The following is an 18,616-nucleotide window of genomic DNA, read 5'->3' as shown; positions in this document are numbered from 1 at the left end:
TCGGTAAGCATGAAAATGACAATTTACGACGTGGCCGAAAAAGCGGGCGTCTCCATCTCGACCGTCTCGCGGGTCATCAACAATACGGGGAGGATCAGTGACAAAACCCGCCGGATGATGCTCCGTGTCATGGAGGAGATGGACTATCATCCGAATGTTCACGCATCCGCTTTGACGGGCAAAAAGACGAATATGATCGGCCTGATCACCCCGGACATTTCAAACCCGTTTTTCGGGGAACTGGCGAAAAGCATTGAAGACAGCGCCGGTGTACTTGGGTTTCATATCATTATCTGCAGCACCGATTATCAGCCTGAAAAAGAAACGAAGTATTTTTCGATGCTGCGTCAGAAGCAGGCGGACGGCATTATATTCGCGACGGGACTTGATCATGATGACAGCGTCACGGCGCTTGATGATATTGTGAAATCGGGCATCCCGCTTGCGATGATTACGCAGGATAAACCGCTCGCGCCGATGGACGTCGTCATTATCGATGACTTTCTCGGCGGCTATACGGCGGCTGAGCATCTCATATCTTTAGGCCATGAAAGAATCGCCTGTATCGTCGGAAACGGCTCGACCACGGGTGAAAGAGACAGAATCAAAGGTTTTCAAAAAGCGATGCGGGAAGCGGGGATGACACTAGATGAATCGCTGATCATACCGACGGAATATTCGCTGGAAAGCGGAAAACAGGCAGCGGGCGAGCTGTTTGACAGAGACCTTCCGACCGCCGTTTTCGCCTTTAATGATGTCTTGTCATGCGCGGCGATACAGGCGGCGCGCTCCCGGGGCATTCGGGTGCCGGAAGACTTGTCCGTCATCGGCTTTGACAATACCATTCTCGCTGAAATGACGGCACCGCCGCTCACGACGATTTCTCAGCCCATCCGCGAAATGGGGCGGCGTGTCGTTGAACTTCTCATTGATGAGATTCAAGGGAAGAAAAAAACAAAAAGCAAAATCATTTTATCTCCGGAACTCGTCATCAGGCATTCTACGGCACCGGTAAAAACGCGCCCTCAGCGATAAGGGCGTTTTTTCTGTGAAAAACATTGTCAAACGAGCGAAAAGCATTGTAAAATTAAAACAGCTTTTGGGAAAGCGCTTGCGCAAATACTACGGATTGCAAGCAAAGAAAGCCAACAGCTTGAGTTATAAATAAAACGCTTTCAAAATAATAATTTCTGTTTAATAAGGGAAACCGCTTGCTCAATTACGGCATGCGGCCTCAAGAAAAAAGGAGCGGTGATAGATGACAGATCAAGTCAGATGTGCGGTGCTGGGATTAGGACGATTAGGGTATTTTCATGCGAAGCATTTAGCCGGCGAAGTGCGGGGAGCCGAACTTGCGGCCGTCTGTGACCCGATGAAGGGGAAGGCGGAAGCGTGTGCGAAAGAATTAGGAATCGCCAAATGGACGGAGAGCCCGTATGAACTGCTGGAAGATCACACGATTGACGCCGTCATCATTGTCACGCCGACAAGCACACATGCGGAAATGATCATGAAGGCTGCTGAAAACGGCAAGCACATCTTTGTTGAAAAGCCGCTCACCCTGAGTCTTGAGGAATCGATTAAAGTCATGAAAAAAATCGAAGAAACGGACGTCATCTGCCAGGTCGGTTTTATGAGGCGGTTTGATCCGGCATACGCTGACGCGAAAAGAAGAATCGACGCCGGGGAAATCGGCAGACCCATTTATTATAAAGGATTTACAAGAGATCAAGGCGCACCGCCCGCGGAATTTATCAAACATAGCGGAGGGCTTTTCATTGACTGCTCGATTCATGATTACGACATCGCAAGATATCTCATGAATGCTGAGGTTACGTCCGTGAGCGGGCACGGGAGGGTTTTAAAGCACCCATTCATGGAGGAGTGCGGCGATGTCGATCAGGCAATAACGTATCTTGAGTTTGATTCAGGCGCGGCCGGCGATGTGGAGGCAAGCCGAAATTCTCCGTACGGCCATGACATCCGCGCCGAAATAATCGGGACGGCGGGAAGCATTTTAGTCGGCACGCTGCGGAACAGCCATGTCACCATTTTAACGGAGTCAGGCAGCAGCTACGAAATTATTCCGGATTTTCAAGCCCGCTTTAAAGACGCTTACCGTCTGGAGCTTGAGCACTTTGCCGAATGTGTGAAAAAAGGGGAAACGCCGATTGTGACAGACATCGATGCCGCGATTAACTTAGAAATCGGGATCGCCGCGACGGAATCTTTTAAAACCGGAAGGCCTGTAAAGCTTACCCCGGGCGCCCCCAACTATGCCGGATTATGATAGATTCGAAGTGAAAAAGCAAAGGCACAGGAGGCCTTTGCTTTTTTATGATTCGTATGAGAATAAAATGTAGTCAGTCGGCACGCCTTTATAGCCCATTTGGTGAAGCATCGCGCTTATATTGCCGCGATGGTATGTGCCGTGATTCACAATATGCCGGATCACATCGGCATATGTCGTCCGGAGCGTTCCCATGCGCGGATGAGAAATGGAGATCGGACCTTCCGTGTTCTCCAAGTCTCTTAAAAATTCGCTGTATTCTTTGTCCAGTTCAGTCATTCTATGTTCAACCGCCTCAAAATCTCCGTCAAGCTTTTCAAATTGATCAAATTGCGAGACGATTTGTTCGTAAGTTTCTCCGTAAAGCACGTGAAGCCAAATGTAATCCGCCCGGTATATATGCACAAGCACGGCGTTCACAGTCGGAAAAACACTATCCAGTTTCTGCTGTAAGCTTGCCGCGGGCAGGGTCTTCAGATGCTGAATAACTTGCTCATTTGCCCATCTGTGGTAGTGATACAGCTTTAAAATGTCTGACATTCCAATTCCCCCTCTTCCTTCCGGTACATTCAACATGACCTGGCCGAATTCCTTTTATCGAAACAAAAGCGCCGCAAAATAAAAAGCAGCACCCCACATCACCAATGCCGAGCATTGATTCAGGATGCCGAGGAGCCGGCCGCCTGTATCCGCCGTTTGGACGAGCCGTCCCGCGAATGCCAGTCCGGCGAACCATACCCAGGAAACCATGATACAAGCACCGGCAAACAGCCATTTATCAATTCCCGGATAGGCGGCGGAGCTTGTGCCGATGACACTGACAGTATCCAAAATCGCATGCGGGTTCAAAAGGGATACCATGGCGGCCGTGACCGCCTGTTTTTTTGCCGTGAAAACTGTTTTTTTCGCCTGTTCGGCCTGCGGTTTGCTTCTCCAAGTCTGCCAGCCTAAAAAACTGAGAAACAAAAAGCCGCCTATAAGCATGACGGTCTGAAAAACGGGAATCTCTGCAATAATCATTGACACGCCTGCGACGGCCGCGCTGATGAGAATCGTATCGCATACCGCCGCGGCAATCACTGCGGGAAACGCCTGCCACACATGTTTTTGCCAGGCTCCCTGCTGAAAAATAAACACGTTTTGCGCGCCCAATGGCAAAATAAGGCCGAAAGCGAGCATCACTCCGTGAAGAATGGCATTCATATCGTAAAACCCCCCAATCGTCAACTACATCTCATTGCAGCCGCACTGTGTGCTGATGTCTCCGGCCATTTGGCTGGTACTTAAACCAGCCAAATGTATAATAAATAAAGAAGGAGGGATGACGTATGAACAGCTGGCGTCCGGATCGGGAGTCGCACATACCGCTTTATCTCCAGATCGAACAGCATATAAAAGAAAAAATACTTCATGGCGAATGGACCATTGGCACGAAAATTCCCTCACAAAGAAAGCTCGCCGAGGAGCTTCAGGTCAACCGAAGCACAGTGACGGCAGCAGTTGATGAGTTAATCGCCCAAGGTCTTCTGGAAGGAAAAAGAGGGGGAGGCACAAAGGTCGTCAACAATACGTGGAGCATCATGGCAGCGGCTAAGCCCCTTGATTGGAGCACGTACGTTACATCGGGGAGTCATCAGCCGAATTCATCCTTGATTCAGGCCATTAATCAAAACGAGCCGCGTCCGGATCTGATCAGGCTGGGGACGGGTGAGCTGAGTCAAGAGCTGCTGCCTGAGCAGGAGATGGGCGAACTGTTCCGTGAAGCGGGAACTAACATTTTTGCGCTCGGCTATGAAGAACCGAAGGGCAGCCTGCAGCTTCGGCAAAGCGTCGCGGAACATTTGAAAACAAAGGGGATTCACGCGTCCCCGGCATCCATCGTAATCGTCTCAGGCGCGCTGCAGGCGCTTCAGCTCATTTCAATCGGGCTGCTAAAACCAAACTCCGTCATGCTGACTGAAAACCCGTCGTATCTCCATTCCCTGCGTGTGTTTCAATCAGCGGGCGTCAAGCTTAAGGGAGTGCCGATGGATGGGAGCGGAATCAAAACGGATCATCTTCCCGCTTACCGTCGGCAATACGAAGCGGGGCTGCTGTACACCATTCCGTCATTCCATAATCCGACCGGAACGGTAATGTCACTCAAGCGGCGGAAGGAACTCATCGCGCTCGCAAGAAATCACCGTCTGCCTGTCATTGAAGATGACGCATACGGTGATATATGGATCGATAAAGAACCGCCGCCTCCGTTAAAATCCATGGACGGTGAGGGGAATGTACTGTATATCGGTACGCTGTCAAAAACCGTAAGCCCGGGTCTGCGCATCGGATGGGTCGTCGCCCCTGAGCCGGTTGCAGACAGGCTCGCCGATATTAAAATGCAGACGGATTACGGCTCCAGCGCTTTATCTCAATGGGCGGCATGTCAATGGCTGTCAAGCGGCCGCTATGAAGAGCGTCTTTTGCGTCTCAGAAAGGAACTCAAAATCAGGAGAGATGCGGCATTGCGTTTTCTTGAAAGATACGCGGGAGATATTGCGGAGTGGCGTGTGCCGGAGGGGGGCTTTTATATTTGGGTCACCTTCCATAAAGCATTCACCGTTCAGACGCTTTTCATCCGTGCCTTGGAGGCCGGCGTGCTGATCAATCCGGGAGCTCTCTATCTTCCCGAAGACCGGCAAAGCCTGCGTCTTTCCTATTCGTACGCATCTTTACCGGGCTTGGAAAAAGGCATTCAAACGATAGCGGACATTGCCCGCCGTTTCGTTTAATAAAAGATCACGTCACAATGGCGCCGAGCGCTTCTGCGAATGTAACGGCATGCGCCGGAGAGATGCGGCATCCTTTCAGCTTATCAAGCGAGACATGCAGATGATCAAATGTGCACGTGCTGATATCCATATTAAAAAGAGACGTGCCGATGAAGTTTGCGCCGTTCAAATCACAGACGTCAAGATCTGTGTATTCAAGAACGGCATCATTCCACTCACTTTCTGAAAGGCCGCACGAGTCAAAACGGACATGCTTCATATTGGAATAGCTGAAGGAGCTGTAATTTGCGAGGCAGTCTTCAAACCGTACATGACGCATGGCGGAATCCGCCAGATTCAAGCCGAGAAGTTTTGAATGCTGAAACGCCGTTCTATGGATGATGCTTCCGCTGAAATCAGCGTTTGAGACATCGCATTTGTCAAACAGGACATCCGTACATTCCATATGTCTGAAAGAGATATCCGTAAAAACGATGTTTCTGAAAATGACTTTTTCGGCACGCAGGCCGTCCAGTTTGCCGTTTACGATGCCGTTTTCAATGATGACTTCTTTGAGCTCCTCATCCTGAAGCGCTTCAGTGAAAGAAAGCACCGGCAATTCTTTCGGGATTTTCGGTTTTTGGATCGTATTCATCTCATACTCCCTTTTCTAAACATAATAGCTGAAATCGGCAATTGGCAGATATCGCTTTCTGCCTGCCAACCTTGCTGTTGCGTAATGTACAAAGGGTATTAAAAAAGCGGGAGGGCGTCAATAGTGTCGCATATAAAAGCAGACGTGACATTCAAGGTAATGCCCTTAGAGACATGTCCCCAAGGGCTTTTGTCTGTTTCAGGCGAGTTCTTTATACATGATCACATGCGGGCCGATGCCGGGTATGTCAAAGGGGCTGCCCGTGCTTTTCCAGCCGAGCTTCTCGTAATATCCCTTCACGTGACATCTGGCGTTGCACCAGACAAGCGCCGCCCCCATATCTGCCAGTTTTCGTTCCGCATAGGCGATTAACGTGCTTCCCGCTTTTTGCGTCCGGTATTCTTCAAGCGTCGCCATGCCGCGCAGCTGGTAGGCGGGCGCCGCCTGTAAAGCCTGCTGGTTCTGCGGGTAGAAAGAAGCGATGCTGATCAATGTCCCGTCGTAAAAACCTCCGAGATGAAATGCTCCTTTGACGCTGTCCTGATCATATTTACAATCCTCAATCGTCTGATGGGGGCGCAGCACGCTGTGTCTGATCGCGTATGTGTCTTCTGCGGTGATGGGTTTTACTTCAACCATAAAAAAATCCTCCTTTGCTTGATTCTTTTTCTGTATCGTACCATGAAAAAGCCGCCTGTCATATCAGGCGGCCTCTTCCGCGTCAATGCAAATATACATCAGCCCGCTTTTCATCCTTTTGCTTAATATAAGCTGCAAGCTCTGATGTCAAATCAGAACGGAGAAACGGGGTGATTAAATAAATTCCGTTAAACAGTTCGCACGCCGTGTCGAGAAGCGACTTGGCGATGGCGAGGCCTTCGGTTTTCTGCTTTTGCTTGTCTTCGCCGGCGAGCGCCATTTTTTCCCGGATGCTGTCTGACAGCTTAATGCCCGGGATTTCATGATGAATGAACTCTGCATTGCGGCTGCTCGTTAACGGCATAATTCCGATATACACCGGTGTTTTGAGGTGTTTCGTTTCATGATGAATGTCAATGAGCTGCTGCTCCGAGTAGACAGGCTGGGACACGAAGTAGTCAGCTCCGCACTCGATTTTTTTCTCCAGCCGTTTTACTGCTTTATCAAGATGGCGGACATTCGGATTAAATGCTCCGGCTACGGAAAAGTTCGTTTTCTTGCCGAGCGGTTTCCCTGATAAAGAAATGCCCTCGTTGAATTGCTTAATCAGCCTGATCAAGTCAAAGGACGTTAAATCATAGACGGAGGTAGCTCCCGGAAAGTCGCCGATTTTTGAAGGATCACCCGTGATGGCTAAAATGTCGGTGAGCCCGAGCGTATCCAGCCCCATTAAATGTGACTGAAGGCCGATGATGTTGCGGTCTCTGCATGTAATGTGAACGAGAGAACGGATATCAAGGCGTTCTTTCAGCAATGAACCGCAGGCGGCATTGCTGATCCGCGGTGTCGCCAATGAATTGTCGGCGAGCGTCAGCGCTTCTATGCCGGTTTCTTTTAATTCAGCCGCCGCTTGCAGAAATTTGTCAAAATTCAATTTTTTCGGCGGGTCAAGCTCTACGATAATTGACCGTTTTTGAGCGGCGATTTCGTTTAAACCAGGCTCGGTCCGTTCATTCCGGACGGAGATGATTTCTTCTTCCCGTCTGATTTTCACTTCTTTATCAGTGACGGGAGAAAGTCCGCGGACCGCTTCAGCCATGGCTCTGATATGGTTTGGCGTCGTACCGCAGCAGCCGCCGATAATGCGCGCGCCCTGAGTGCGGAACTGTACGGCGCTCTCCCGGAAATAGGCATCGTCCGTATCATAAACAAGCCTGCCTTCTTCTAAAGACGGAAGGCTGCTGTTCGGATAGACCGATAAATAAGCGTCACGGAAAATCGGCACTTCGGTGAGCGCTTCAATCATGTGGTACGGGCCGAGCCGGCAATTGATTCCCGTTATGTCAGCGCCGAGATCGGCAATTGACCTGAGGGCTTCCCGAAGCGGTGTTCCGTCCTGCAGCACGCCCTGTTCGTGCATGGATACGTTCAGCATAATCGGAAGTTCCGTTTCTTTTCTCGCTATCTTCAGCACTTCGCGCGCCTCTTCTAAATCATAGTATGTTTCCAAGAGCAGACCGTCCGGCTCTTCGTGAAGCAATAAATAAAGCTGCTCCCGAAAGCTGCGTTTAATCTCCTCCAGGCTGTAGGCGTTTTTGTTAAAGGTGCGGATGCCGCCCATCGTTCCCAATACATAAGCGCCGTCTGAGGAAGCGCGCGCGATTCTGACCGCCTCCTGATTGATTTTTTTTGTTTCATCCTCAAGTCCGTATCTTGAGAGCTTAATAAAATTTGCGCCGTACGTATTTGTCTGGATGATGTCTGCCCCGGCTTCGACGTAAGCCTTATGTATCCGCTTGATTTCCTCGGGCTTTGATACGTTCAGTTCCTCAAAACATCTGTCAATGCCGTAGGAATAGAGGAGAGTGCCCATCGCGCCGTCTCCGATTAAAATCCGTTCTTTTAAGTCTTGTAATAGTCCCATTGTTTGCCTCCTTCGTCACATTCAGCAAGGAAAAAAGAGAAATAAAAAAAGTCTTCTTAAGAAGAAGACTTTGTAATCATTTGTCTCTCTTCTTATCTTCCAAGCTGTTTTTAGCTTGCTGGATTTAGCACCTTGGTCATGGTTTGGGTTAAACCATTACACCGGTTGCTGAAGCGTCGTCGGGCCAGTCCCTCGGCTTCTCTTGATAAGAACGTTCATATAATTGTCATGGGTTTCCAAAACTTAACTGTGAAAATCCCTTTCTCCAAATTTACCGAAAATAGAGACAATAATCAATAGGAATCACATAATTTATCTAAAATTAATAAATTGAACGTCAATCGGCAGGTCTGCCCCGCGGACGGCTGCAATAATCTGCTGCAGATCATCTTTATTTTTTCCGGTGACGCGCACTTGGTCGTCCTGAATCTGAGACTTGACCTTCAAGCCGGAGTTTTTAATCACCGCGTTGATTTTTTTGGCGCTGTCTTTATCAATGCCCTGTACAAGCTTCGCGCGCTGGCGCACCGTGCCCCCTGAGGCATTTTCGATTTTGCCGTATTCAATGTTTTTCGTCGGCACGTCCCGTTTGATCAGCTTGCCGCTCAGCACATCTTTGAGCTGATTCAGTTTAAACTCGTCATCAGAAATCAGGACAAGTTCTTCCTTTTCTAAAGTTACATCGCTTTTCGATCCTTTAAAGTCATAGCGCGTGCCGATTTCTTTCAGCGTCATCTGAATCGCATTCTGCACTTCGGGAAATTCAACTTTGGATACAATATCAAAAGAACTTTCTTTTGCCATGAGAAAACCTCCTATAACATTTCACTTATGAGTTGATTATAGTAGAATAAAGAGAAATGTCCAACTGCATAAAGCATGAATTTATGCATATTGGAAAAAATGAGAAAAACATCAGCCCCATACGGGCGAATCAGGAAGGACGATAACATGAGACCAGGGCAGCAGCTCACGCTTAGTATAGATCACCAAACCGATTTCGGTTATTTTTTAACTGACGGCGAGGATACGGTTCTTTTACATAACAGTGAAATTACAGAGGATATTGAAGACAGAGATGAAGTGGACGTATTTATTTACGTCGATCATCAGGAAAGACTCGCGGCGACGATGAAAAAGCCGCTTATCAGCTTTTATGACTACGGATGGGTGGAAGTGACGGACGCTGTGGAGGATATGGGCGTATTCGTCGACGTCGGTCTGTCAAAAGACGCGCTCGTCGCAACGGAGCACCTGCCTCCGTACAAATCCGTCTGGCCGCAAAAAGGCGACAGACTGTATTGCATGCTGAAGGTGACAAGCCGCGGACGCATGTTTGCCAAGCCGGCGCCTGAGGATATCATCAGTGAATTATTTACGGATGCAGAGGAAGACGTCATGAATAAAGACCTGACAGGCACGGTGTACAGACTGATCGCATCAGGCTCTTTTCTGATTACCGATGAAGGCATCCGCGCGTTTATTCACCCTTCAGAAAGAAAAGAAGAGCCGAGACTCGGCAGCCGCGTGACGGGGCGTGTTATCGAGGTGAAGGAAGACGGCTCCGTCAACATGTCCCTGCTGCCGAGAAAGCAGGATGCGCTTTCGGTTGACGCGGAGGAGATTCTGACCTATCTGAGATCAAGAAACGGCGCGATGCCTTACGGAGACAAAAGCGATCCTGACGATATCCGCGAACGGTTTCATTTAAGCAAAGCCGCCTTTAAGCGGGCGCTCGGGCACCTGATGAAAAACGGCAAAGTGTATCAGAAAGACGGCTGGACATACGAAAAACAATAAATTTTCTGCAAAAACATCGGTGAACCAAAACCGGTGTTTTTTATTTTCTCAAAAGCTCCTATATCCCTCATTTGTTTATCAACCTGCCGAACATACATATTTTATTGAAATAAAATATTCTGACATCCGAACCGATATATAACTATAGAAAAAAACAAAAGGAGAGTTTCAATGAGAAAAATGGCGATATTTGCGGCTGTACTGCTGCTTGCGCTCAGCACGGCGGGATGTGCCGGCAAATCCGAGGAGACGGCGGCCGAAAAAACGAAAACAATCGGCATCATGCTGACAGACAACGGCCTCGGCGACCAATCATTTAATGATTCAGGCTTTCAAGGTTTGATGAAAGCAAGAGACGAGCTCGGCATCACATTTGATTACAGAGAAATAAAAGACACCGGTACGTACGAAAAAGGACTGACCCAGCTTGTCCGGGAAGGCAATGATCTTGTTGTGGGGCTCGGTTACAGCATGCAGGCGGATTTAGAAAAGGTCGCCAAAAAATATCCGAAGCAGCGGTTTGTGCTGATTGATTCTGTATCAGGACTGGATAATGTCACCTCCGTCACGTTTAAAGAGGATGAAGGAAGCTTCTTAGCCGGAGCGCTGGCGGCTATGACGAGCAAAACCGGCACGATCGGATTTATCGGCGGTTCAGATGCCGACGTCATTAAACGGTTTAAGAAAGGCTATCTGAAAGGCGCGGAATCAGTCAAACCGAACATCCGCGTGCTGTCGGAAATCAGCGGTACGTTTGATGATGATAAGCTCGGGAAGCGCATCGCCCAAAACATGATCCGAAAAAAAGCCGATGTCCTGTTTACGGCGGCCGGCTTCACGGGTGTCGGCGCACTGAAAGAAGCGGAGGCGCGAAAAGTATACGCCATCGGTGTTGACAGCGATCAATATTACACCGCCGAGCACGCCGTTATCTCTTCTTTAGTGAAAAACGTCGACCATGTCATCTATGAATTGGCGAAAGATTTAAAAGACAACAAGGAGATCAAAAGCGGTGAGATCGTTTACGGACTGAAGGAAAACGGCATGGACTTAGCCAAGATCAGAGTTGTCAAAAACGCAGGCGGGCTGACGAAAAAGATCACGGATATGAAAAACAGTCTGATTGAAAAAGGAGGCGATCTGAAGTGACATTACGGACAAGGCTGCTCGTTAACGCAGCCGTTACGATGATTTGCTTCGCCGCCGTCATCGGCTTTACCATCGTAAACATGATGAAGATTCAGGCTTCAAATGAAGATGAAGTGGACACGCTGTTAAACGTCCAGGAAGCAAAAGCTGACCTTAATACGTTAAAAGAAAGTATCACCGGCTATTCCTATACGCTCGCAGACGCCCAGAAAGAAGATGTACGAAGCTATATGAAAAGCAGCTCAGACAAACTGGCGGCGCTCAAAAAAACGATGAGGGACGATGCGGACAAAGCCGCTTTTGACAAACTCGCCAAAAAATACGAATCATGGCAGGCGGAGGCGGACGCTGCCCTTGATTCGAAAAGCCCGGCTGAAGCGACAAGGACGGCGGCCCGCATCAACGGTCTCCTGAATGATATTTATATGCTGAATCTGAAAAGCCGGGATCACTATGAAGACATGCAGAAGCAGACGGCTGACCAGATTCAGTTTATCGTTTACAGCGCAGCCGTGCTGACCATCGTGATACTTGCCGTCACCGTCATATCTTCCATCAGGCTGACGAAGAGAATTGCAGGGCCGATCCGCCGCATGGCTGAAAATGCCCGTCGTATTGCAGGAGGAAACCTTGCTGTTGAAATGCTTGATTATAAAGGGAAGGACGAACTGAAAGAGCTGAATGACTCATTCGGAATGATGGCTGAACAGCTCCGCACCTTAATTCAGGCGATCGGAGAGGTCGGCCGTGAAGTCGAGACTTTTGCGGAAGGTTTGACGAAGGAAAACCAGACGCTGAAGGACATGACCGAGCAGGTGTCCGTATCGACGGAAGAAATGGCGCAAGGCTCCCAAACCATTTCAGAAGATCTGCAGCATGCGGTGCAATTCATTGAACAAATGGATGAACATTCAAAGGCGAACGCCGAACGTTCAAAACAAACGACGAGAAGCAGCGAAGAGACGATTGCTGCGGTGGCTGCGGGGCGAGGTGCTTTAGCCGAGACCAAGCAAGCCATTGATAAAAGCAATGAGACATCAAAAGAGATTTCCGAAGCCGCCGATCTCTTCATAGAGCATGCGGCAGGCATCAGTATGATGGCGCAGACCGTTTCCGACATTGCGGGCCAGACCAATCTGCTGTCATTAAACGCCGCAATCGAGGCGGCCAGAGCAGGCGAGGCCGGAAAAGGATTTGCCGTCGTTGCCGAGGAGATACGGAAGCTCGCAGACGGATCAGCCAAAGCGACCGCGCAGATTTTCGATATGGTAAAGCAAATTGAAGACGGCATCACATCTATTACCGGAGCTGTCACGACCGGCGTCGCTTTAGCGGACAGACAGCAGGAGCTGATGGAGAAAACGTCAGAATCATTCGCCCATATTGAACAAAAAGCCGCCCATATTAAGGCGGAGCTTACTCAATTGGACGGACGGATCATCGAATCGAAACAGCTTGGTGAGCAAGTGCTGCATCATGCAGAAAGCATCAGCGCCGTCGTTCAGGAAACGGCTGCAGGAAGCGAAGAGATTTCTGCCTCCGCGCTTGAGCAGCTGTCTTCTTTTCATAAAATGGCGGAAAGCGTCAATAATCTGGTGAGCCTGACAGAGCGGTTAAATGATCAGGTCCGCCGGTTTACTTTGTAACAGACATCCGTGCGCAAAAAACAGCCCTCTTTCTTCTAAGACAAGAGGGCTGTTTTGCTTTTACAGATGGTCCGGTTTTTTGGAATTCTGGTTTTTTCCCGCCTGCCGGTTTTTTTCGGCAAGCCGGTTCTTTTTCTGATTTACGGCGTTATTGTCCAACGGTTTTTTGTCATCATCTTTCATGCGGCAAAGCCTCCCTTCTGTCCGTTAGGATGCCCGCCCGCATTGAAATTATGGCTTCAGGAAAAAAATCGCGAGCGTGCCCGGCCCGGAGTGGGCGCCGATCGCAGAGCCGATTGAATGAAGAATGATCTCTTTCGGATGGAACGCTTCTTCAATCATTTCCTTCATCCCAATCGCCGTCTCTTCATTATCTGCATAGCTGATTCCCACGGTTTGATCCGCCCAATCGCCGCCTTCTTCCTTCATCATTTCTATAATCCGTTTAAACAGTTTCTTCTGTCCGCGCAATTTTTCGAGCGGCACGAGCCTGCCGTCATCCACATGCAGAATCGGTTTGATGTTCAAAAGCCCCCCGACAAAAGCGGACGTTTTTGAAATTCTGCCGCCCCGCGCGAGATAAGCGACGTCATCGACCGTAAATATATGTTTCATCCGTGCGCAAAAGTTCTTTACAGACGTTTCGATTTCTTGTATTGTATTCCCGTTAACACAGAGTGTTTGCGCGTGCATCACCGCGAGGCCGCAGCCCAGTGAAGCGCATTTGGAATCTACAATCCGTAAATCAAAATCGGGAAATTCCTCTTTTACTTCATTGGCGATCATTACGGCCGTCTGATAGGTGCCGGAAAGACCTGAGGAAAAGGCGATGTATATCGCCGGTTCTCCCAGTTCCGCGTATTGTAAAAATACTTTTTTTATCGTATCCGGTGATGCCTGGGATGTTTTCGGAACTTTCCCGTCCCGCATCGCTTGAAAGATATGATCCGCCTGAATGGTGACTGCGTCCTCATATTCGTTTCCGTCAAGTGTTACGTGCAGCGGAATGAACCCGATCCGGTTTTCTTCAATATAAGATTTCGGCAGGTCAGAGGCGCTGTCAGCAATAAGGTGAACTGTCATCATAATTCCCTTCTTTCCGGTTGGTGAGAGTATGCCAACTATATCATATAAATTTGGCAAAATAGTGTTCAAAACTTTATTTTAAGGGAAAAGCTAATAATGAAAATGAGCGGAGGAGCAAGCCATGGTACTAGAACAAGTAAAAAAATTAGCAATCGTCGTCATCGGCGCGTTTCTGTATGCGGCGGGACTGAATTTATTCCTGATACCGGCGAATGTATATGCCAGCGGTTTTACCGGTGTCGCCCAGCTGCTGTCAAGCGTCGTTGATCAATACGCCCCCTTTTATATTTCGACAGGAGTTCTCATGTTCCTCTTAAACATTCCCATCGGTGTGTTAGGATGGCTGAAAGTCGGCAGATCATTCACCGTGTACAGCATATTAAGCGTAGCGCTGACGTCCGTCTTTATGGGGATTCTCCCGGAAATGAGACTGTCACACGATATTCTTCTGAATACCGTATTCGGAGGAGTCATCTCAGCTATCGGCATCGGTTTAACGCTGAAATTCGGCGCTTCGACAGGCGGTCTTGATATCGTGTCGATGGTGCTGGCCAAATGGAAGGATAAACCGGTCGGCACATATTTCTTCATTTTGAACGGGATTATCATTTTGACGGCAGGATTATTGCAAGGATGGGAGAAAGCATTATATACCCTTGTCGCTCTGTATGTCACAACAAGGGTGATTGACGCCATTCACACGCGCCACATGAAACTGACCGCCATGATCGTTACAAAAAAAGCTGATGAAATCAAAGAAGCGATTTACGGGAAAATGGTCCGAGGCATTACGACGGTGCCGGCAAAAGGCGCTTACACAAACGAACAGAAAGAAATGATGATCATCGTCATCACGCGGTACGAATTGTATGACCTTGAGAAAATCGTGAAAGAAGTCGACCCGAAAGCCTTCACAAACATCGTGCAAACGACGGGGATCTTTGGTTTCTTCAGAAAAGACTGATAGGAGCGGATAGAATGAAGTGGCTGTTTGGCCTGTTATTACCGGTCATTTTATTGATCGGATGCAGCAGTCAATCCGGGCAGAAGGAGCCCGCTGAGGAGGTATCCGGAGAGATGAATGAACAGCAAGCGGAATTAGCCGTAAATCCTGTGCAGACAGATCAGCAGATCGAATTTCAAATGTCTTTAAAAAACAAAAGCGAAAGCCCGATCGATTTCACATTCAGCTCAGGGCAGAAATTCGAACTGACCGTACATGACCAACATCACAAAGAACTGTACCGCTATTCAAAAGACAAAATGTTTACCCAGGCGTTTCAGACCGTGACCTTAATGCCGAATGAAACGTATGACTTTTCAGATGTGTGGAAGAACGTGCCCGGTCCGGGAACATACACGGTGACGGTGACGTTTTTAGGGAAGTCCGATCAGATCGGAAAAAGACTGAAAACGGTAAAAACATTTGAAGTAAAATAAAAAAGTGGCGCCCTCATCTCAAACGGGGCGCCTTTTTTTATTGCAATTTCTCCAGCTGATCCTGAAATTGGTGCAGCTGCTGACGTTCTGCATCCGTCGAATTGGCGTACGCGGAAGACACGGCATTTTTGGCGCGTGAGACAGCTTTTTCCTGGTCGCCGTCCTCGAAACCGTTAGCAATCATGACGGCCTGCTGGACAAATGACTTGGCTTGAGAAAACAGTTCGTTTCTCATTAAAAGTCAACCTGCCTTTCAGCCGAATCTTTTGCTGCATCATGCTGTGCTTCCTCTAATGTAGACCGATATGGAAATCTTGCGTCATGAAGACTGACAGAGTCCTTGCCTTGCTGAATAAACCGTTTTGATTTGTTTCGTTTACCCATTGCAATGTCCCCCTTCCATATTTAGACGAGATGAGTCGTCTGTTTTAGTATGGGCGGAAGGCTTTGTGTTATGAGCGGGAAAACCTCACAGGGAGAAATAGGATTTTAAAAATTCGGCGATTCCGTCCGCTTCATTTGAACCCGTGACGCGATCGGCGGCCTGTTTGACTTCATCCGTGCCGTTTCCCATCGCTACGCCGCACCCGGCAAATCGGAGCATTTCAAGATCGTTGTCTTCGTCGCCGAACGCGATGATCCGTTCTCTCGGCACTTGGTAATAGTCGCTGATTTTCTTCAGGCCGACCGCTTTATTCATCCCGTGTTTAATAATTTCAATCACATGCCAAGGAGCCGCCCATCTTCTGTGGTCAATGACCTCGGCGTGCACATCAGATAAATGCGCGCGTATGTCCGCGACGTCCTCTTCCTTCGCGTGAATCAATACGGACGTCACATCCTCTTGGACCGTTTCGCGCAGATCGCCGAATGTGACATTCGCCGTATTCATATGAAACGCCTCAATTAAATGCTCATCATGATAGTGGAAGTACACATCATCAATGATCTCAGCGAGCACATTATGTATTTGATAGGTCTCTGTAAGTTCGGCAAGCTGTCTGACCACATCGACAGATAGAGACGTGTGGTAGCGTCCCCATGACTCGTCTTTCGGGTGGTGGACAAACGCTCCGTTAAAATTGACAATCGGCGTTGTCAGCCCAAGCTCGTCATAATACATCGAACTGGAACGGAAAGGGCGGCCGGTTGAGATGCAGACATGATGGCCCGCTTCTTTCAGCGTCTGAATCGTCCGTGCCGTTTCAGGGGAAATGGTTTTATCATCTTTTAATAAGGTTCCATCCAGATCTAAGGCGATGAGGTAAGGTTTTGTCTCCATAAATAACTCCTTTTGTCATATAATTTGCTGTTTTTCTCTTATGTACAGTGTAGCTTTTTACCATCTTTATTGTCTACATGTTACACTTATGATTATGGTTATCCTAAGGAGGGAGTCAACGTGATTCTTATTGATCATCAAACTGTATCAGGCATTCCGTTTTTACATATTGTAAAAGAAGAAAATCGGGACCATCCCGCTCCCCTTGTTTTCTTTATTCACGGTTTTACAAGCGCGAAGGAGCATAATCTTCATTTCGCTTACCTGCTTGCTGAAAAGGGTTTCAGAGCCGTGCTGCCGGAAGCTCTTTACCACGGTGAACGCGCTGAACAGCTGTCAGCAGAAGAGCTCGCCGTCCATTTTTGGGACATTGTCTTAAATGAAATCGAGGAGCTTGACGTGCTGAAAAAGGATTTTGAAGCGCGCGGTCTGATTGAAGACGGGCGGATCGGTCTTGCGGGGACGTCAATGGGCGGAATTACGACATTCGGCGCGATGGCCGCGTATGATTGGGTCAAAGCCGGCGTCAGTCTGATGGGAAGCCCGAACTATACGGCATTTTTTCAGCAGCAGATTGACCACATTCAAAAGCAGGACATCGACATTGACGTCACAAAAGAACAGGTCGACGAACTGTTTGCGCGGCTCAAACCGTTCGATCTCAGTCTGGAACCGGAAAAACTCCGCAGCCGCCCGCTGCTGTTCTGGCACGGCGTTCAAGACAAAGTCGTTCCGTATGCACCGACCCGCGGCTTTTATGAAACGATTAAACCTCATTACAGCAGCCGGCCTGACCATCTTCAGTTTCTGAAAGACGAACGGGCTGATCATAAAGTCCCGAGATACGCCGTTTTAGAAACCGTCGCCTGGTTCGATAAGCATTTATAAAGCACAAAGGTGTTAACAATACCCGCTTTTACGTTATACTGAGGAAAAAGGAGTGATGGAACGTGGAAGAAGCATTAAAAGAAAACATCATGGGCGCCTTGGAGCAGGTTGTTGACCCTGAGCTCGGCGTCGATATCGTCAATCTCGGTCTTGTATACGACGTTGATATGGATGACAACGGCCTGACGCACGTTACGATGACACTGACATCAATGGGGTGCCCGCTCGCTCCGATCATCGTCGACGAGGTGAAAAAAGCGCTCGCCGACATTCCGGATGTAAAAGAGACGGAAGTCCACATCGTCTGGAATCCGCCGTGGACAAGAGACAAAATGTCACGCTACGCAAAAATCGCATTAGGGATTCAGTAATAAGAAAATGCACCTCGGATTTTAGGTACATCCTAAAGTTTGGAGGTGCTTTTCTTTTGTCTGCATATAAGCGACGGTGAGGGCTTGTTTTGGATCGCAAACAAAATCCTCATATATAAAATTTCATATGAGGTTTATCTTTTTTGTAATAGGACAGTCTGTCCTGGAGTGTACCTGTGTGGAATTCAAATTTATGTCCATCGGGATCAGTAAAATAAATTGACTTTTGATCTTGCTTATCCCTAGGACGCCCATTTAATATATTTACATTTAGATTTTTTAACCTTTGATGTATTGCATCAAAATCTTTTGGGTCAATTGTAAAGGCTGTATGCGTATAGGATTTATGTATTTCATTTCTTGGTATATCCGCCTCTAAGTTAAGTGCAAGCCAAAGCCCGTTCAGATCAAAATATGCTGTCTTTTGTCCTTTAACCAGAAGTTGTGCATGAAATACTTTCTCATAAAATTCTATTGATTTTTCCAAATCTGAAACAGAAAAAAGAAGATGATTGATCCCTTTTATGTTCATTTTCCCCACCTCATTTAACATCTTTGTTTTAAACAATCCCTTTGGTAATACATCTGCATATATATCGATTATATACTGACTAAAAATCATTTTTAGGGATTTCTGTGTATTTTTTATGCCCGGTGTTTTCCGGATGACCGTTTTGAACTGTACTAAACATGATT

At 48.1% G+C, this 18,616-nt stretch carries 22 protein-coding genes and 1 riboswitch; of the genes, 10 read left to right on the top strand and 12 right to left on the bottom strand.

Features of this window, described 5'->3' with window-relative positions; translation table 11 throughout:
• Nucleotides 1–9: 9 nt before the first annotated feature.
• Together OWN49_RS03835 and iolG are read left to right on the top strand one after the other, a co-directional pair.
• Nucleotides 10–1,035, top strand: a complete 1,026-nt coding sequence (locus tag OWN49_RS03835) for a LacI family DNA-binding transcriptional regulator (protein ID WP_176283240.1) — start codon at nucleotides 10–12, stop codon at nucleotides 1,033–1,035.
• A gap of 223 nt (nucleotides 1,036–1,258) precedes the next feature.
• Nucleotides 1,259–2,290: an inositol 2-dehydrogenase gene (gene iolG, locus OWN49_RS03830; protein ID WP_063174190.1), complete on the top strand. Its 1,032-nt coding sequence runs from the start codon at nucleotides 1,259–1,261 to the stop codon at nucleotides 2,288–2,290.
• A gap of 45 nt (nucleotides 2,291–2,335) precedes the next feature.
• Here iolG and OWN49_RS03825 read toward each other — a convergent pair whose 3' ends face one another.
• Both OWN49_RS03825 and OWN49_RS03820 read right to left on the bottom strand, forming a co-directional pair.
• Nucleotides 2,336–2,830 (bottom strand): DinB family protein, encoded by a 495-nt coding sequence (locus OWN49_RS03825; RefSeq protein ID WP_176283241.1) that lies wholly within the window; start codon nucleotides 2,828–2,830, stop codon nucleotides 2,336–2,338.
• Between the two features lie 54 nt (nucleotides 2,831–2,884).
• Entirely contained in the window at nucleotides 2,885–3,493 is a 609-nt protein-coding gene (locus OWN49_RS03820; protein ID WP_058906696.1) for a LysE/ArgO family amino acid transporter, read from the bottom strand.
• Between the two features lie 125 nt (nucleotides 3,494–3,618).
• On the opposite strand from OWN49_RS03820, the gene pdxR reads away from it, so the two are divergent.
• On the top strand, nucleotides 3,619–5,061 hold the full coding sequence (gene pdxR / locus OWN49_RS03815; RefSeq protein WP_176283242.1) for a MocR-like pyridoxine biosynthesis transcription factor PdxR: 1,443 nt from the start codon (nucleotides 3,619–3,621) through the stop codon (nucleotides 5,059–5,061).
• 7 nt (nucleotides 5,062–5,068) lie between these two features.
• Here pdxR and OWN49_RS03810 read toward each other — a convergent pair whose 3' ends face one another.
• The 4 genes from OWN49_RS03810 to OWN49_RS03795 form a co-directional block, all read right to left on the bottom strand.
• Entirely contained in the window at nucleotides 5,069–5,695 is a 627-nt protein-coding gene (locus tag OWN49_RS03810; RefSeq protein WP_071392012.1) for a pentapeptide repeat-containing protein, read from the bottom strand.
• Nucleotides 5,696–5,893: 198 nt separating this feature from the next.
• On the bottom strand, nucleotides 5,894–6,334 hold the full coding sequence (locus OWN49_RS03805; RefSeq protein ID WP_007409151.1) for a GNAT family N-acetyltransferase: 441 nt from the start codon (nucleotides 6,332–6,334) through the stop codon (nucleotides 5,894–5,896).
• An 82-nt stretch (nucleotides 6,335–6,416) separates the two neighbouring features.
• Nucleotides 6,417–8,258 (bottom strand): bifunctional homocysteine S-methyltransferase/methylenetetrahydrofolate reductase, encoded by a 1,842-nt coding sequence (locus OWN49_RS03800; protein ID WP_176283243.1) that lies wholly within the window; start codon nucleotides 8,256–8,258, stop codon nucleotides 6,417–6,419.
• A gap of 89 nt (nucleotides 8,259–8,347) precedes the next feature.
• A riboswitch (SAM riboswitch) is annotated at nucleotides 8,348–8,470 on the bottom strand.
• 100 nt (nucleotides 8,471–8,570) lie between these two features.
• On the bottom strand, nucleotides 8,571–9,062 hold the full coding sequence (locus tag OWN49_RS03795; protein WP_003155112.1) for a YajQ family cyclic di-GMP-binding protein: 492 nt from the start codon (nucleotides 9,060–9,062) through the stop codon (nucleotides 8,571–8,573).
• Nucleotides 9,063–9,161: 99 nt separating this feature from the next.
• On the opposite strand from OWN49_RS03795, the gene OWN49_RS03790 reads away from it, so the two are divergent.
• From OWN49_RS03790 to OWN49_RS03780, 3 genes are all read left to right on the top strand, one after another.
• Nucleotides 9,162–10,058 carry a CvfB family protein gene (locus OWN49_RS03790; RefSeq protein ID WP_169539338.1) on the top strand — a complete coding sequence of 299 codons (897 nt, stop codon included), beginning with the start codon at nucleotides 9,162–9,164 and terminating at the stop codon, nucleotides 10,056–10,058.
• A 171-nt stretch (nucleotides 10,059–10,229) separates the two neighbouring features.
• Nucleotides 10,230–11,207, top strand: coding sequence for a BMP family lipoprotein (locus tag OWN49_RS03785; RefSeq protein ID WP_070081611.1), 978 nt, complete (start codon nucleotides 10,230–10,232; stop codon nucleotides 11,205–11,207).
• A complete protein-coding gene (locus OWN49_RS03780; RefSeq protein ID WP_176283244.1) occupies nucleotides 11,204–12,853 on the top strand; it encodes a methyl-accepting chemotaxis protein in 1,650 nt (549 codons plus the stop codon). Before OWN49_RS03785 ends, OWN49_RS03780 begins: the two co-directional genes overlap by 4 nt.
• Nucleotides 12,854–12,913: 60 nt before the next feature.
• Here OWN49_RS03780 and OWN49_RS03775 read toward each other — a convergent pair whose 3' ends face one another.
• Nucleotides 12,914–13,036, bottom strand: coding sequence for a hypothetical protein (locus OWN49_RS03775; protein ID WP_003155105.1), 123 nt, complete (start codon nucleotides 13,034–13,036; stop codon nucleotides 12,914–12,916).
• Nucleotides 13,037–13,084: 48 nt separating this feature from the next.
• Nucleotides 13,085–13,936: a DegV family protein gene (locus OWN49_RS03770; protein ID WP_014304769.1), complete on the bottom strand. Its 852-nt coding sequence runs from the start codon at nucleotides 13,934–13,936 to the stop codon at nucleotides 13,085–13,087.
• A gap of 124 nt (nucleotides 13,937–14,060) precedes the next feature.
• On the opposite strand from OWN49_RS03770, the gene OWN49_RS03765 reads away from it, so the two are divergent.
• Both OWN49_RS03765 and OWN49_RS03760 read left to right on the top strand, forming a co-directional pair.
• Entirely contained in the window at nucleotides 14,061–14,903 is an 843-nt protein-coding gene (locus OWN49_RS03765; protein WP_003155101.1) for a YitT family protein, read from the top strand.
• A gap of 14 nt (nucleotides 14,904–14,917) precedes the next feature.
• Complete coding sequence (locus OWN49_RS03760; RefSeq protein ID WP_003155099.1) at nucleotides 14,918–15,379, top strand: BsuPI-related putative proteinase inhibitor; 462 nt, start codon at nucleotides 14,918–14,920, stop codon at nucleotides 15,377–15,379.
• 37 nt (nucleotides 15,380–15,416) lie between these two features.
• Here the strand turns inward: OWN49_RS03760 and OWN49_RS03755 are convergent, their stop codons facing one another.
• From OWN49_RS03755 to OWN49_RS03745, 3 genes are all read right to left on the bottom strand, one after another.
• Nucleotides 15,417–15,614, bottom strand: a complete 198-nt coding sequence (locus OWN49_RS03755; protein ID WP_003155097.1) for a DUF3813 domain-containing protein — start codon at nucleotides 15,612–15,614, stop codon at nucleotides 15,417–15,419.
• Nucleotides 15,614–15,763: a hypothetical protein gene (locus OWN49_RS03750; RefSeq protein ID WP_003155094.1), complete on the bottom strand. Its 150-nt coding sequence runs from the start codon at nucleotides 15,761–15,763 to the stop codon at nucleotides 15,614–15,616. Before OWN49_RS03750 ends, OWN49_RS03755 begins: the two co-directional genes overlap by 1 nt.
• An 85-nt stretch (nucleotides 15,764–15,848) precedes the next feature.
• Nucleotides 15,849–16,661 (bottom strand): Cof-type HAD-IIB family hydrolase, encoded by an 813-nt coding sequence (locus OWN49_RS03745; protein ID WP_007610550.1) that lies wholly within the window; start codon nucleotides 16,659–16,661, stop codon nucleotides 15,849–15,851.
• A gap of 120 nt (nucleotides 16,662–16,781) precedes the next feature.
• Here OWN49_RS03745 and OWN49_RS03740 point away from each other — a divergent pair, with 120 nt between their 5' ends.
• Complete coding sequence (locus OWN49_RS03740) at nucleotides 16,782–17,549, top strand: prolyl oligopeptidase family serine peptidase (RefSeq protein ID WP_094247083.1); 768 nt, start codon at nucleotides 16,782–16,784, stop codon at nucleotides 17,547–17,549.
• A 62-nt stretch (nucleotides 17,550–17,611) separates the two neighbouring features.
• Complete coding sequence (locus OWN49_RS03735; protein ID WP_094247082.1) at nucleotides 17,612–17,920, top strand: metal-sulfur cluster assembly factor; 309 nt, start codon at nucleotides 17,612–17,614, stop codon at nucleotides 17,918–17,920.
• A gap of 109 nt (nucleotides 17,921–18,029) precedes the next feature.
• On the opposite strand, the gene fosM is transcribed toward OWN49_RS03735, so the two are convergent.
• A complete protein-coding gene (gene fosM, locus OWN49_RS03730; protein ID WP_094247889.1) occupies nucleotides 18,030–18,452 on the bottom strand; it encodes a FosM family fosfomycin resistance protein in 423 nt (140 codons plus the stop codon).
• Between the last annotated feature and the right edge of the window lie 164 nt (nucleotides 18,453–18,616).

It is taken from the genome of Bacillus sp. NEAU-242-2 (genome assembly GCF_027853835.1).
Taxonomy (GTDB): domain Bacteria; phylum Bacillota; class Bacilli; order Bacillales; family Bacillaceae; genus Bacillus; species Bacillus velezensis.
The sequence above is the reverse complement of the archived record's forward strand: the minus strand, read 5'-3'. Positions and strand labels throughout refer to the sequence as shown.

Coding starts and splice junctions, on each gene's coding strand:
- OWN49_RS03795 (WP_003155112.1), bottom strand. CDS start 9,062: ATGGCAAAAGAAAGTTCTTTTGATATTGTATCCAAAGTTGAATTTCCC.
- OWN49_RS03770 (WP_014304769.1), bottom strand. CDS start 13,936: ATGACAGTTCACCTTATTGCTGACAGCGCCTCTGACCTGCCGAAATCT.
- OWN49_RS03835 (WP_176283240.1), top strand. CDS start 10: ATGAAAATGACAATTTACGACGTGGCCGAAAAAGCGGGCGTCTCCATC.
- OWN49_RS03790 (WP_169539338.1), top strand. CDS start 9,162: ATGAGAAAAACATCAGCCCCATACGGGCGAATCAGGAAGGACGATAAC.
- OWN49_RS03765 (WP_003155101.1), top strand. CDS start 14,061: ATGGTACTAGAACAAGTAAAAAAATTAGCAATCGTCGTCATCGGCGCG.
- OWN49_RS03825 (WP_176283241.1), bottom strand. CDS start 2,830: ATGTCAGACATTTTAAAGCTGTATCACTACCACAGATGGGCAAATGAG.
- fosM (WP_094247889.1), bottom strand. CDS start 18,452: ATGAACATAAAAGGGATCAATCATCTTCTTTTTTCTGTTTCAGATTTG.
- iolG (WP_063174190.1), top strand. CDS start 1,259: ATGACAGATCAAGTCAGATGTGCGGTGCTGGGATTAGGACGATTAGGG.
- OWN49_RS03810 (WP_071392012.1), bottom strand. CDS start 5,695: ATGAATACGATCCAAAAACCGAAAATCCCGAAAGAATTGCCGGTGCTT.
- OWN49_RS03745 (WP_007610550.1), bottom strand. CDS start 16,661: ATGGAGACAAAACCTTACCTCATCGCCTTAGATCTGGATGGAACCTTA.
- OWN49_RS03750 (WP_003155094.1), bottom strand. CDS start 15,763: ATGGGTAAACGAAACAAATCAAAACGGTTTATTCAGCAAGGCAAGGAC.
- OWN49_RS03820 (WP_058906696.1), bottom strand. CDS start 3,493: ATGAATGCCATTCTTCACGGAGTGATGCTCGCTTTCGGCCTTATTTTG.
- pdxR (WP_176283242.1), top strand. CDS start 3,619: ATGAACAGCTGGCGTCCGGATCGGGAGTCGCACATACCGCTTTATCTC.
- OWN49_RS03775 (WP_003155105.1), bottom strand. CDS start 13,036: ATGAAAGATGATGACAAAAAACCGTTGGACAATAACGCCGTAAATCAG.
- OWN49_RS03805 (WP_007409151.1), bottom strand. CDS start 6,334: ATGGTTGAAGTAAAACCCATCACCGCAGAAGACACATACGCGATCAGA.
- OWN49_RS03755 (WP_003155097.1), bottom strand. CDS start 15,614: ATGAGAAACGAACTGTTTTCTCAAGCCAAGTCATTTGTCCAGCAGGCC.
- OWN49_RS03760 (WP_003155099.1), top strand. CDS start 14,918: ATGAAGTGGCTGTTTGGCCTGTTATTACCGGTCATTTTATTGATCGGA.
- OWN49_RS03785 (WP_070081611.1), top strand. CDS start 10,230: ATGAGAAAAATGGCGATATTTGCGGCTGTACTGCTGCTTGCGCTCAGC.
- OWN49_RS03800 (WP_176283243.1), bottom strand. CDS start 8,258: ATGGGACTATTACAAGACTTAAAAGAACGGATTTTAATCGGAGACGGC.